The organism is Caulobacter radicis (assembly GCF_003094615.1).
GTDB lineage: Bacteria > Pseudomonadota > Alphaproteobacteria > Caulobacterales > Caulobacteraceae > Caulobacter > Caulobacter radicis.
Genome location: NZ_QDKO01000043.1, coordinates 372,131 through 384,896 on the forward strand (window position 1 = coordinate 372,131; position 12,766 = coordinate 384,896).

General features: G+C 68.9%; 12 protein-coding genes, 1 tRNA gene and 1 riboswitch. Of the genes, 5 read left to right on the forward strand and 8 right to left on the reverse strand.

Annotated elements, in window-relative coordinates; all coding sequences use genetic code 11:
• Nucleotides 1-46: 46 nt before the first annotated feature.
• The 3 genes from DDF62_RS24335 to DDF62_RS24345 all read right to left on the reverse strand — a co-directional run bounded on the left by DDF62_RS24335 (nucleotide 47) and on the right by DDF62_RS24345 (nucleotide 2,479).
• Complete coding sequence (locus DDF62_RS24335) at nucleotides 47-676, reverse strand: ATP-dependent Clp protease proteolytic subunit (protein WP_116491503.1); 630 nt, start codon at nucleotides 674-676, stop codon at nucleotides 47-49.
• A 185-nt stretch (nucleotides 677-861) separates the two neighbouring features.
• On the reverse strand, nucleotides 862-2,220 hold the full coding sequence (gene tig / locus DDF62_RS24340) for a trigger factor (RefSeq protein ID WP_279629676.1): 1,359 nt from the start codon (nucleotides 2,218-2,220) through the stop codon (nucleotides 862-864).
• Between the two features lie 174 nt (nucleotides 2,221-2,394).
• A tRNA-Leu gene (locus DDF62_RS24345) sits at nucleotides 2,395-2,479 on the reverse strand.
• A gap of 297 nt (nucleotides 2,480-2,776) precedes the next feature.
• Between DDF62_RS24345 and DDF62_RS25795 the strand changes: the two genes are divergently transcribed.
• Nucleotides 2,777-2,953 carry a hypothetical protein gene (locus DDF62_RS25795; RefSeq protein WP_165799284.1) on the forward strand — a complete coding sequence of 59 codons (177 nt, stop codon included), beginning with the start codon at nucleotides 2,777-2,779 and terminating at the stop codon, nucleotides 2,951-2,953.
• A gap of 79 nt (nucleotides 2,954-3,032) precedes the next feature.
• A riboswitch (SAM-I-IV-variant riboswitch) is annotated at nucleotides 3,033-3,135 on the forward strand.
• A 49-nt stretch (nucleotides 3,136-3,184) separates the two neighbouring features.
• Nucleotides 3,185-4,102, forward strand: coding sequence for a homoserine O-succinyltransferase (locus tag DDF62_RS24350; protein ID WP_116491505.1), 918 nt, complete (start codon nucleotides 3,185-3,187; stop codon nucleotides 4,100-4,102).
• Nucleotides 4,103-4,116: 14 nt separating this feature from the next.
• On the opposite strand, the gene DDF62_RS24355 is transcribed toward DDF62_RS24350, so the two are convergent.
• From DDF62_RS24355 to DDF62_RS24365, 3 genes are read right to left on the reverse strand one after another with little or no spacing between them, the layout of a single operon-like run.
• The gene (locus DDF62_RS24355; RefSeq protein ID WP_244286942.1) at nucleotides 4,117-5,568 is read right to left on the reverse strand and encodes an NAD(P)H-hydrate dehydratase; all 1,452 of its coding nucleotides are present in this window, start codon (nucleotides 5,566-5,568) and stop codon (nucleotides 4,117-4,119) included.
• Between the two features lie 29 nt (nucleotides 5,569-5,597).
• A complete protein-coding gene (locus tag DDF62_RS24360; RefSeq protein WP_116491507.1) occupies nucleotides 5,598-6,161 on the reverse strand; it encodes a histidine phosphatase family protein in 564 nt (187 codons plus the stop codon).
• Nucleotides 6,161-7,708, reverse strand: a complete 1,548-nt coding sequence (locus DDF62_RS24365; RefSeq protein ID WP_116491508.1) for an acetyl-CoA acetyltransferase — start codon at nucleotides 7,706-7,708, stop codon at nucleotides 6,161-6,163. Before DDF62_RS24365 ends, DDF62_RS24360 begins: the two co-directional genes overlap by 1 nt.
• Nucleotides 7,709-7,954: 246 nt before the next feature.
• Between DDF62_RS24365 and DDF62_RS24370 the strand changes: the two genes are divergently transcribed.
• The 3 genes from DDF62_RS24370 (at nucleotide 7,955) to DDF62_RS24380 (ending at nucleotide 10,198) form a co-directional block, all read left to right on the forward strand.
• Entirely contained in the window at nucleotides 7,955-8,293 is a 339-nt protein-coding gene (locus tag DDF62_RS24370) for a P-II family nitrogen regulator (RefSeq protein ID WP_116491509.1), read from the forward strand.
• 44 nt (nucleotides 8,294-8,337) lie between these two features.
• On the forward strand, nucleotides 8,338-9,747 hold the full coding sequence (gene glnA, locus DDF62_RS24375; RefSeq protein ID WP_116491510.1) for a type I glutamate--ammonia ligase: 1,410 nt from the start codon (nucleotides 8,338-8,340) through the stop codon (nucleotides 9,745-9,747).
• 73 nt (nucleotides 9,748-9,820) lie between these two features.
• Nucleotides 9,821-10,198: a GFA family protein gene (locus tag DDF62_RS24380; RefSeq protein ID WP_208866932.1), complete on the forward strand. Its 378-nt coding sequence runs from the start codon at nucleotides 9,821-9,823 to the stop codon at nucleotides 10,196-10,198.
• Here DDF62_RS24380 and DDF62_RS24385 read toward each other — a convergent pair.
• Together DDF62_RS24385 and DDF62_RS24390 are read right to left on the reverse strand one after the other, a co-directional pair.
• The gene (locus tag DDF62_RS24385; protein WP_133244988.1) at nucleotides 10,195-12,231 is read right to left on the reverse strand and encodes a porin family protein; all 2,037 of its coding nucleotides are present in this window, start codon (nucleotides 12,229-12,231) and stop codon (nucleotides 10,195-10,197) included. The genes DDF62_RS24380 and DDF62_RS24385 overlap by 4 nt on opposite strands.
• Nucleotides 12,232-12,297: 66 nt before the next feature.
• Nucleotides 12,298-12,765: a hypothetical protein gene (locus tag DDF62_RS24390; RefSeq protein ID WP_116491512.1), complete on the reverse strand. Its 468-nt coding sequence runs from the start codon at nucleotides 12,763-12,765 to the stop codon at nucleotides 12,298-12,300.
• Nucleotide 12,766 lies beyond the last annotated feature (1 nt).

Consider the following 12,766-nt stretch of genomic DNA (forward strand, 5'->3'; position numbering starts at 1 on the left):
GGCCTCGTGGCCGGCGGCTTCATCCTCAGTGCTCGCGAGGGGAGCCTTACGCGCCGGCTTCGGCGGCGTCGCGGGTCTCGTAGACCTGGTCGACCAGGCCCCAGGCCTTGGCTTCGTCGGCGCTCATGAAATGGTCGCGGTCCAGCGTACGCTCGACCTCTTCATAGGTGCGGCCGCAGTGCTTGACGTAGATCTCGTTCAGGCGGCGCTTGGTCTTGATGATGTCCTCGGCGTGGCGCTCGATGTCCGAAGCCTGGCCGCGGAAGCCGCCCGACGGCTGGTGCACCATGATGCGGGCGTTCGGCAGGGCGATACGCTGGCCGGCGGCGCCGGCGGCGAGCAGCAGGCTGCCCATCGAGGCGGCCATGCCCATGCACACCGTCGTCACCGGGCTCTTGATGTATTGCATGGTGTCGTAGATCGCCAGGCCCGACGTCACCACGCCGCCCGGCGAGTTGATGTACATGGCGATTTCCTTCTTGGGGTTCTCGGACTCCAGGAAGAGCAGCTGGGCGCAGATCAGAGAGGCCATGCCGTCCTCGACCGGACCGGTCAGGAAGATGATCCGCTCCTTGAGCAGGCGCGAGAAGATGTCGAAGGCGCGCTCGCCGCGGCTGGTCTGCTCGACCACCATCGGAACGAGGTTCATCGCCGTCGAAACCGGATCGTACATCATGTGGGGTTCGCCCTTCTCGAAATGTCTTTGCGGGCGCGAATCAGCGTCGCGCCAGCGCACCCCACGCATATCGCGTGGCGCTTAACAGGTTGCAAGGCGCCCGCCCCCAAGGAAAATGCGCAAAAGAAAAGGCGCGGATCTCTCGATCCGCGCCCTCTCGTTCGTTTCCCGAAGGGACGAGGCTTTTAGCCGCCGTAGCCTTCCGGCAGGTCGTCTTCTTCAAGGAGCTCCTCCTTGGAGACTTCCTTTTCCTCGACCTTGGCCTTGGCGAAGATCAGGTCGACGACCTTGTCTTCGTAGATCGGGGCGCGCAGCGAGGCCTGCAGGTCGGCGCGCTGGCGGTACATGTCGAACACCTGCTGGGCCTGGGCGCCGTACTGGCGGGCTTCGCGGACGATCGCTTCGTTCAGTTCCTGGTCGGTGACGACGACGTCGTTCTTGCGGCCGATCTCGGCGAGCACCAGACCCAGGCGCACGCGGCGCTCGGCGATCTTCTTGTACTCGTCCTGCAGCTGCTCTTCGGTCTTGTCAGCGTCTTCCGGCGGCAGGCCGCCTTGGGTCTTGTCGGCCTGGACCTGTTGCCAGATGCCGGCGAACTCGGCCTCGACCATGCGCGGCGGCAGGGCGAAGTCGTGCTTGCTGTCCAGCACGTCCAGCAGGGCGCGCTTGAGCTTGAAGCGCGAGCTGTTGGTGTAGCGGCCTTCCAGGTTCGACTTCAGCAGGTCCTTCAGGGCGGCGAGGTCGGCCAGGCCCAGACGCTTGGCCAGCTCGTCGTCCGCTTCCGCGTCCACCGGAGCGCGGACTTCCTTCACGGTGGTGGCGAACTCGGCGTCCTTACCGGCCAGCTCGGCGGCCTGGTATTCTTCCGGGAACTTCACCTTCACGGTGACGACGTCTTCCGGCTTGGCGCCGACCAGTTGCTCTTCGAAGCCTGGGATGAACTGGCCCGAACCGAGCACCAGCTCGGCGTCGTTGGCCGTGCCGCCGGCGAAGGCGACGCCGTCGATGGTGCCGACGAAGTCGATCAGCAGCTGGTCGCCGTCCTTGGCCTTCAGGCTCTTGCCCTTGCGCGGCTCGTAGGTGCGGGCCTGCTTGGCCAGCTCGGCCAGGGCCTCTTCGACTTCCGAATCCTCGATCTTGTAGACCGGCTTGACCAGCTCGATGGTCGACGGATCGATCGGCTCGAATTCCGGCATGATCTCGACGGCCAGTTCGAAGGCCAGATCCTCGCCGCCGGCGACGACCTTGTCCATGTCGGACGTCGGCTTCAGGTCGGGCTGGCCGGCCGGACGCAGCTTGTTGTCGTCCAGGATCTTCTGGGTGGTCTCGTTGAGCGCCTGCTCGATGACTTCGCCCATCAGGCCCTTGCCGTACAGGCGGCGCACGTGCGCGGCCGGCACCTTGCCCGGGCGGAAGCCCTTGACGTTCATCTGCGGGGCGACTTCGGCGATCCGAGCCTCGAGACGCGTGGCCAGCTCACTCGCGGGCACCGTAACGCCGTAAACCCGGCTGAGGCCTTCGCCCGACTTTTCAACGATCTGCATCGACATTCTTAGCTTCTCGGATCCGGGCGCCCGCGCCCGTCGTCCGCCCCAGGGGTCAAAAAATCATAGCCGCCCGCGTCACCGGGGCGGCGAAAGAGCGCCCTTATGTCACGACACTTCGCGTCGATCAAAGGGTATGGCGTCGCCGCGCGCAAAACGCTGCGCGCGGCGACATGGTGCGGATGAGAGGACTCGAACCTCCACGCCTCTCGGCGCTGGAACCTAAATCCAGTGCGTCTACCAGTTCCGCCACATCCGCGTGGGGGCGAGCCTTAACCGTCGTCGCCGAAGATTTGAAGTGGCCGCGAAGATTTTTCGCAGGCTTGAGGAACCCTGCTCGGGCGACGTCGTTTTCTCCGTGTCCCGTCGAGCGTAACGCCACGGGACATTGACCGGCCCGGGCCTTGCCCCCCCGACTGACGCCCGGGCCGGTTTTCCCTCTCCCTACGGATTAGGTTCGGCGCGCCATTCGGTCGCGCTTGAACTTTCGTGGATTCGCACGCAACCATTGCCCATCAGCGACGGTTAACTGCGCCATGGCGTAGGAGAACAGCGTATGCGGACGATCGAGGTCAACCAGACCGACGGCGGTTGGGAAGTCACCTGCGACCATCAGGTGGTGTTCACCGATTCCCTCGAGCAGCGATCGTTCCAGGCCGCGCTCGACTACGGCAGCCGACTGTTCGACGAAGGCGTCCGCGCCGAGATCGTCCTGCACCGCCTGGAAGCCTGACCCGACCCTTGCCGCCTGTCCGCCCCGCGAGCGCGACGTCGCGTCCCCTTGCGGCCGCCCGCGGCCCGCTTTAAAGCCAAGCCTGCATCAAGAGTTGGGCTCGCCCAACGCCAACCTGCTTCCCGAGCAAGGTGGCGCCCCGTCGGGGGGATGCGGCCGCGACGGCAACGAAACGGGTGAGCCCTAGAGCCGTCGCGAGTCCTTGGTTTTTGCGACGGACGGACGCTGCCCATGCCCATCAAGATCCCCGACGACCTGCCGGCCCGCGCATCGCTGGAAGCCGAAGGCCTGTCGCTGATGGCCGACACCGACGCCGCCCGCCAGGACATCAGGCCGCTGCGCATCGGCCTGCTGAACCTGATGCCCGACAAGCCCAGCACCGAGCGGCAGTTCGCGCGTCTTCTGGGCGCCAGCCCGCTGCAGGTTGAGCTGTCGCTGCTCCAACTGGCCAGCCATTCGCCCAAGACCACCTCGGCCGAGCACATGCTGGCCTTCTACCGCACCTGGGAAGAGGTGCGGCACGAGCGCTTCGACGGGCTGATCGTCACCGGCGCGCCGGTCGAGACCCTGCCGTTCGAGGAGGTCAGCTACTGGGACGAGCTGTCGCGCATCTTCGACTGGAGCGAAACCCACGTGCATGCCGGCCTGGCCGTCTGCTGGGGCGCCCAGGCCGGCGTGAAGCACTTCCATGACGTGCCCAAGCACGTGCTGGCCGACAAGCGCTCGGGCGTCTTCCCCCACGCCAACCTGGCCCCGGCCTCGCCCTATCTGCGGGGTCTGGCCGACGAGATCGACATCCCGGTGTCGCGCTGGACCGAGGTGCGCCCCGAGGACCTGCCGGCCGACGGCGGCTTGCGGGTGCTGCTTGATTCGGAAGAGTCGGGCCTGTGCCTGCTGGAGGACGCCCGCCGCCGCTGGCTCTACATGTTCAATCACCCGGAATACGAGACCGGCACCCTGGCGGCCGAGTACGCCCGCGACCGGACGATCGATCCCTCGACCCCGCCGCCGGCGCACTACTTCCCCGGCGATGATCCGAGCCGCCCGCCCCGCAACCGCTGGCGCAGCCACGCCCACCTGCTGATCGGCAACTGGCTGAACGAGGTCTACCAGACCACGCCGTTCGAGCTGGAAACGATCGGGGCCTGACGCGTAAACCTCCCCTATGGGAGAGGTTTCTGGTGGGCCTCCCACAACCTCTTCAGCACCGCCGGCGCCAGGCCCGGCAGGTCCTCGGCGATCAGGCCCGGCCCATGGATCGCCGCGCATTCGGCGTGGATCCAGGCCCCGGCGCAGGCGGCGTCGAAGCTGTCCATGCCTTGCGCCGCCAGGCCGGCGATGAAGCCGGCCAAAACGTCGCCCGAACCGGCGGTAGCCAGCCAGGGCGAGCCGTTGAGGTTCACCGCCGTGCGGCCGTCCGGCGCGGCGATGACCGTATCGGGCCCCTTCAGCAGCACGATCGCACCGGCCTGGCGCGCGGCTTCGCGGGCGGCGGCGATGCGTTGGGGCGAGGCCTTCAGCAGACCGGGAAACAGCCGCTCGAACTCGCCCGCGTGCGGGGTCAGCACGTCATCGCGATCCAGGCGCGCGAACAGCTCGTCGGGCGCGTGGGCGAAGCTGGTCAGGGCGTCGGCGTCGACCACCAGGGCCGCGCCCGTGCCGGCCAGGGCGGTCAGGTTTCGCGCCGTCGCCTCCCCTACCCCGGCCGCCGGACCGATCACGGCGGCGGCCGCGCGATCGGCCAGCGTGGCCAGATCCGCGTCGGTCTCGAACGGCGCCAGCATGACGGCTTCCAGGTGGGCGGCGTTGACGGCCAACGCCCCCGGCGGCGACAGCAGGGTGACGACCCCCGCCCCGATCCGCAGGCCGGCTCGGGCCGACAGGCGCGCCGCGCCGGTGCTCCAGGCCTCGCCGCTGACCACCACCAGCCGGCCGCGCGCGTGCTTGTGGGCGTCGCTGGACGGCCAGGGGAAGCGCGGCCCCCACAGGCCCGGGTCGTTCTCGACCAGATCGCCGGCGCCGGTCTCCGACAGGCCGATGTCGATCATCTCGATCTCGCCGCAGGCCGCGCGGCCCAGGACAAGCACGTGGGCCGGCTTGCGACGGTGGAAGGTGACGGTGAGCGCGGCCCTGAACGCCTCGCCGCCCAGGGACTCGCCGGTGTCGCCGTGGACGCCGCTGGGCATGTCGATGGCGACGATGCGCGACGACAGCCCTCGCGCCGCCCGCGCGAGGTCTTCGGCGAGCCCTTCCAGCGGCCGCGACAGGCCCGCGCCGAACAGCGCATCGACATAGAGTTCGGCCGGAGAGACGGCCGGGTTCAGCGGATGGACCTCGCCGCGCCAGCGCTCGGCCGCCCAGCGGCACGAGGGCGAGGCCGGCGGCGCCAGGGCCTCGACCCGCACCGGCCAGCCGCGCCGCCTCAGGTGGCGGGCGATGACATAGCCGTCGCCGCCGTTGTCGCCGGGGCCGCACCAGATCACCACGGAACGTCGCGACCAGCGCGCGCGGATCGCCTCGGCCGCGCCCTTGCCGGCCCGCTCCATCAAAGCGGTCGCCGGCGTCCCAGCCGTCACCGCCGCCGCATCGGCCGCCTTCATCTCGTCGACGGTCATGATCTGGCGAGGCGACACGGGCGGCTCCATCAAAGAACCCCGGTGGAGGCCTCCCTGCCTTTCTCGACCAGCCGCAGGCGGTTGTCGACGACTTCGAAGACGGTGACGCTGGCATGGTCGGGCCTGAAGGCCATGACGGCGCTGGTCCCTTGCGCCGCCGCGACGGCGGCGTTGAGCGCGACGAAGTGGCTGAAGACGGCGCATCCCTCGTATCGCGCCAGAGCGCAGCCGACCTCGACCGTCCAGCCCTGGTAGTCGCGATCGCCCTCAATATCGGCCCAGTCGCCGGCGAAGGCCTGTTTCAGCCAGGCCGGACGCGCCTCGGGCGCCAGGTCGGCCGGCGTCGGGATCTCGCCGACGGCCGGTTCGATCTCGACCTCGACACCCAGCAGCGCGGCCAGCGGCGCGGCGGTCTCGCGGCAGCGTCGCAGCGGCGAGGAGATCACCCGCACAGGCCCTTCCGGCAGGGCGGCCAGCACGGCGGCGACCGCCCTCGCCTGCTCGCGTCCCGCATCGTCGAGGCCCGGATCGTCGTCATGGCCACCCCAGGTCGAAGCCGGCTTGCCGTGACGAATGACGTGGACGCGGCCCATCAGGCGGCGTCCGGCGTGAAGAGGTTGCGGACCCCGTCAGGATGCGGACCGACCACGCCCCTACGGCCGACGCCCTCGCGGCGCTCCAGGTCGGCCAGGGTCGCTTCGTCGTCCGGCGTATTGGCCACGAACCGCGCGCCGTCCTGCGTGCGTCCGATGACGATGCCCATGCGAGCCCCCTGTCGGGCATGGACGACGGTGTAGGTCTCGATGGTCGCGCGGCCTTGCGGCGCCTCGGCGATCGGCGGATGCGGCAGGGCGTCGATCTCCCTCTGGATCACGGCCGGATCCTCGCGCCGCCACTCGCCCTCGACTGGACGCGTGGAATAGACGCCCACCGACTGCTTGGTCAGGAACCAGCCGTTGGCGGTCGACAGGCCATAGGCCCCCGGCGGCCGCGCGCGCAGACGCTCCATCAACCGCGCCACGGCGTGGAGGCTGTAGTTGTTCCCCGGCCCGCCGAAATAAGGCAGGCCGCCGGTGATGGTGAGGCCGCGCGGATCATCAAGCGCGATCCCCAGTTCCTCGGCCGCCACCTGCACCGCCGAGGGGAAGCAGGAATAGAGGTCGATCAGGTCGAGATCGGCCAGATCGATCCCGGCCATCTCCAGGGCCCGCTTGCCGGTCAGGCGGATGGCCGGGCTGGAATGAAAGTCCTGGCGCTGAAGCGGGTACCAGAGGTCGGCGGCGTCGGCGCAGCCGTGCAGGAACACCCAGCGATCCTGTGGCACGCCCAGTTCGCGCGCCATGCCGACGCTGGCGACCAGGACGGCGGCCGACTGGTCGACCTCCATGATGGCGTTGAGGTACTTGGGGTACGGATAGCCGACCATGCGGTTGCGCTCGGTCACCGTCACCAGTTCCTCAGGGCTGCGCTCGACCGGGAACCAGGCCTCCGGATCGGCGGCGGCCACCCTGGTGAACGGCGAGAACAGCGCGCCAAGCCTCGCCTGATGGTCGGCCAGCGACCGCCCGTCGCGGGCCCGCAGGGCGTTCTCGAACAGAGGATAGGTATTGACCGGATAGCCCAGGCCATGCGCGGCCTCCTGCTTCGTCACGCCCGGACGCGGATCGCCGATGCGGGCGGGCTTGCTGTCGATGTCGTCGGCCCAGCCGTCGAAGCCCAGGCCGTTCTTCATCCGCTTCATCAGCGAGCCGAGAAACTCCGCGCCCGTGACCAGGCCCAGCCGCGACTCGCCCCGGGCGATGCGCTCGGCCAGGACGTTGATCGCCTGCTGGGGGCTGTTGCCGCCGGTCTCGGTATAGACCGACCAGGCCGGCGCCGCGTCGATCGCCCGGGCCAGGCTGGCCGGCGGATCCGACAGGCGGGGAAGCGGCAGTTTCGAAAGACCGCCCGGGGCGTCGATGCTGAACGCTACGACCGCCAGAGCGTCCAATCGCGCAAGAACCGTCCCTTCCAACCCGGCGTCGGCGACAGCGCGTTTCGCCGCAATCTTCAGCAATTCCAGCGGCGAAGGCGAATTTTCGGCGGGCCCGCGAAATGTGAACTGGCCCGCGCCGATCAAAACCGGCGTCTCGTCGCGCATGTTCACCCCCGTTCAAACGATCGTTTTCGCAATCCTAGGCGGCTATCGGGTCGCGACAAGGCCGTTTCCAGCCACAATTCCGAAATGCATATTTTTCAATCAAACGTCGCTCAAGATTCACTCATATGCCTGAATGAGCGTCCGAACCGCGACAATCCCTGGAACCCCGGCTTGTAGCGCTCCGGGCGGCGTGATCCTTGCCGCTCAAAGTCAGAGGCCATGCGCCGTCGGGCGCGGAAGAGACCGATGAAAAAGATCGAAGCCGTCATCAAGCCGTTCAAGCTGGATGAGGTCAAAGAGGCGCTCCAGGACATGGGCGTCCAAGGGATGACCGTTCTGGAAGCCAAGGGCTACGGACGCCAGAAGGGCCACACCGAGCTCTATCGCGGCGCCGAGTACGTCGTGGACTTCCTGCCCAAGATCAAGGTCGAGGTCGTCGTCGAGGACGGCCAGCTCGACGCCGCCCTCGAGGCGATCACCAACGCCGCCCGCACGGGCCGCATCGGCGACGGCAAGATCTTCGTTTCGGAGATCACCGAAGTCGTCCGCATCCGGACCGGCGAAACCGGTCCGTCCGCCGTCTAGCCCACGGCCCTCTCCTCAGACTTTCTCGCTCAAAGGGGATATCAATGAGCACCGCCAAGGAAATCCTGGACCTGATCAAGGAAAAGGACGTGAAGTACGTCGACGTCCGCTTCACGGACGTTCGCGGCAAGCTGCAACACGTCACCTTCGACATCGACCTGGTCGACGACGAATTCCTGAACGACGGCACCATGTTCGACGGCTCGTCGATCGCCGGCTGGAAGGCCATCAACGAGTCGGACATGAAGCTGCGTCCGGACCTGACCTCGGCCATCATCGACCCGTTCTACCAGCAGACCACCCTGGCGCTGTTCTGCGACGTGGTGAACCCGGACGACGGCACCCCCTACAACCGTGACCCGCGCTCGATCGCCAAGGCCGCGCTGAACTACGTCAAGTCGGCCGGCGTGGGCGACACCGTCTACTTCGGCCCGGAAGCCGAATTCTTCATCTTCGACGACGTGCGCTGGTCGACCGCCCCGCACGACACCAGCTACTCGTTCGACTCGACCGAACTGCCGGTGAACTCGGGCAAGGCCTATCCGGAAGGCAACATGGGCCATCGCCCGGGCCCCAAGGGCGGCTACTTCCCGGTGAACCCGGTCGACTCGGCCCAGGACCTGCGCGGCGAAATGCTGGCCGTCATGGGCGAGCTCGGCATGAAGCCGGAAAAGCACCACCACGAAGTGGCGCCGGCCCAGCACGAACTCGGCCTGAAGTTCGACACCATGGTCACCATGGCCGACCGCATGCAGCTCTATAAGTACGTGATCCACAACGTGGCCCACGCTTATGGCAAGACCGCCACCTTCATGGCCAAGCCGATGTTCGGCGACAACGGCTCGGGCATGCACGTGCACCAGTCGATCTGGCAGGACGGCAAGCCGCTGTTCGCCGGCGACAAGTACGCCGGCCTCAGCCAGGAATGCCTGTGGTACATCGGCGGCATCATCAAGCACGCCAAGGCCATCAACGCCTTCTCGAACTCGACCACCAACAGCTACAAGCGCCTGGTGCCGGGTTACGAAGCCCCGGTGAAGCTGGCCTACAGCTCGCGCAACCGCTCGGCCTCGATCCGCATCCCGCACGTCGACTCGCCGAAGGCCAAGCGCATCGAAGCCCGCTTCCCGGACCCGATGGGCAACCCGTACCTGACCTTCGTCGCCCTGCTGATGGCCGGCCTTGACGGCATCATCAACAAGATCGACCCGGGCGCGGCCGCCGACAAGAACCTCTACGACCTGCCGCCCCGCGAGCAGAAGAAGATCCCGGAAGTCTGCGGCAGCCTGCGCGAAGCCCTGGAAAGCCTGGACAAGGACCGCGCCTTCCTGAAGGCCGGCGGCGTCATGGACGACGACTTCATCGACAGCTACATCGAGCTGAAGATGGAAGAAGTGATGCGTCTGCAACTGCACCCGCACCCGGTCGAATTCGAGATGTACTACAAGTGCTAAGCCGAAAGGCCTGAAGCACTTTGGGATCGGCCCGGGGCGCAAGCTCCGGGCCTTTTCTTTTGGGGAACGCCAGATGATCCGCACCAGCTGCCACTGCGGGGCCGTGGGCTTCGAGATCGAGACCGCGCCGGCCGAGGTGACGCAGTGCAACTGCTCGATCTGCCGCCGCTACGGGGTGCTGTGGGCCTATTACCCCCTGGGCGCCGTGCACCGCGCGGAACAGGGGCCGACCGACACCTATGAATGGGACGACCGCTCGATCGCTTTCCACCGCTGCCGCGCCTGCGGCTGCGTCACCCACTGGAGCTCCAACGACCCGGCCCGCGACAAGATCGGGATCAATGCGCGGCTGATGGAGCCTCGGGTGCTGGCCCAGGCACGGATCCGCCACCTGGATGGAGCGGTGACGGAGCGGTATGTAGACGAGCCGCCCCCGACGCCTTCTGACTAGAAGCGCCCCGCCGCCGTCATGCGCACGACCCGGCCCAGCGGGTCCTGATCGTCTCGGCCATAGGCCGGCGCCGAGCGACCGTCGCCCAGCCTGGCGCGAGGGCGGGCGTCGAACAGGTTCTCGACCTCCAGGACCAGCTTGAGGTCGGCGCGGCCCGCGCCAGCCCGGCCGGGCAGCCGCTGTAGAAAGCCGAGCTTCAGGTCGAGCCCGGCGAAGGCGGCCAGCCGCAGATCGTCGGGGCCGTCACGACCGACATCGCGGCGAATGCGATAGGCCTGACGCCAGCGCGCCGTGGCGTTGACCGACCAGCGCCCGCGCCGGCCGTCCAGCGTCGCCGCCAGCTCGTGGCGCGGCGCCCCGCCGCCGTCGCCGGCCAGGCGATCCATGGCCGGCAGGCCTTCGCGGATCACCATCCTGCTCTCCAGCCGCCAGGCGTGGCTCAGCGACACCCGCAGCGAGGTTCCGGCCGTCTCGAACGGCGGGCCGAAGCCCAGATTGGACGACAGCATCCGCGAGCGGTCCGAGCGGATGTTGATCGGCCGCTGGTCGAGGCCGACCAACCGCCCCTCCCCGTCCCGCTGGAAGCGCTCGGGGAAAGCGGCCTCGACGGCCAGCGTCGGGGCGGGCAAGGCGCCGACGCCGTCGCGGGTCGCGGCCGCCTCGAAGGCGATCGCGGCCGACGCCGTCCACCGCGTCAACGGTCCCGCCGAGACGCCCAGCGAGACCCGGTCGGCCTCCTGCGGGACCAGGGCCGGATTGCCGCCGAGGATCGGCAGGATCCGCACCGCCTGGCCGGTCCGAAAGTCGAAGACCAGCGTCGGCTCGCCGGACACTACGGGATCGAAGCGCTGGGCGTTGGTCGGATTGTCGGCGGCGCGCGACCAGGCGCCGTTGAGGCGCAGCTTCGGCAGCGGCGTCCAGGAAAGACCGGCGCTCATGCCCGCCCCGCCGCCGGTCCCGCTGGCCTGGCGCCGGCTCGCGCCCAGGCTCAGGACCACGTCGCCCAGGCCCGCGCCCGGCGATGCACGGGCCAGCGGCGCGGCGAGGCCGAACTGCAGATCGGCCGTGTCGCCATCGCGGCGCGTCTCCTTGCCGCCGGTCTCGACGGTCGAGACGGTGCGCGACGCCCGGCCCGACAGGTTGGCCTGCACCGGCCCGGCCGGCAGGTCCAGCAGGCGACGATCGGCGCCCAGGCTGGCGGCGATCGAGCGGCTGGCCGAGGCGGTGTCGGAAACGCCGCTCAGCACCGCCTCGGACAGTTGCCCGTCGACGCCAAGACGCACCGACCAGCCGGCCAGCTCCCCGCCCGCGCCGGCGGTGAGCGCGAGGTTCCGCAACCGCCTGCGAGAGTCGACCATCCCCGCGCCCCGCCGCGCGGTCGAGCGGTCGGCCTGCGTGCGTCCGTTGACGCCGAGCGAGGTCGTCCAGTCGCCGAGCGCCCGGTTGAAGGACAGGTTGGCGCCGAAGGTGCGGCCGGCCGGACGCAGGGTGACCGCGTCGTCGCCGGGATGGTCGCGGCGATAGACGTCACGCTCGCCGGCCCGCAGCGCGCTGTCGCGGGACGCGCGAGCGCCGAACTGGCGGGTGTCGTCGCCGGCGATGAAGGCGCGACGCGCGTCGGCGGCCAGGGCCGAGCGGCCACCGGCGGTGGGGCGCGCCTCGCTGAGGCGAGCGTCGAGGCTGTCGAACCGCCGCTTGAGGACGAGATTGACGACCCGGCGCGATGGATCCGCGCCGTAGAGGCCCGCCGCCTCGGGTCGCAGGATCTCGACGCGATCCAGCGCGTCCGGCGGGAAACCCATGTATTCGGCGGCGTTCAGCGCCCGCCGGCCGTTGATGATGACGACGGGCCCCGCGCCCAGGCCCCGGACGGCGGCGATCCGGTCGACGGTCTCGCCTATGTCATAGGCGCCCAGGGCGTCGATCTCGGCCTCGCCCAGTTCGACCTCGGGCGGCGCCTTCGCCGCGCCGCGGCGCGCGACGACCTCGACGCCGGCCACGGCCGTGGGCGCCGCCACCGTGTCGGAAAGCAACCAGGGCATCGGGGGAAAGGATGAAGGCGCCGGGGACGAAGCCGCCCCCGACGCCCTCGCGCCGGATCAGTTGATGGTGATCGACGGCGAGACGCTCAGGGTGCCGTTCAGTTCGCACACGCCGCCGCCCAGGGTCGTGCCGACCGGGAAGGTCACCGACGAGTTGGCGAAGGTCACCGGGATGTTGGTGTTGGCGCAGTCGCCGAAGCGGGTGCTGACGACCAGCGACTGGACGTTCAGCTGCGTGGCCGACACGGCGTCGACGCGGATCGGGAAGACCAGCGAGTCGTCGCAGGCCAGGTCGCCGCCATTGACGTTCGTGCCCGTGTAGGAGGTCAGGGTCAGACCGGTGGAGTCGGCGACGCCTTGGAAGACGACGTTGCAGACGGTCAGGAACTGGCCGCCGGCGAGCGACTGGTTCAGTTGACCCGAGACGACGACCGGACCGGTCGGCGAAACGGTGGCGGCCGAAGCGGCCGAGGCCAGGCCCAGGGCGGCGATAGCGCTGATCACAGTCTTGGCGAGAAGTTTCATA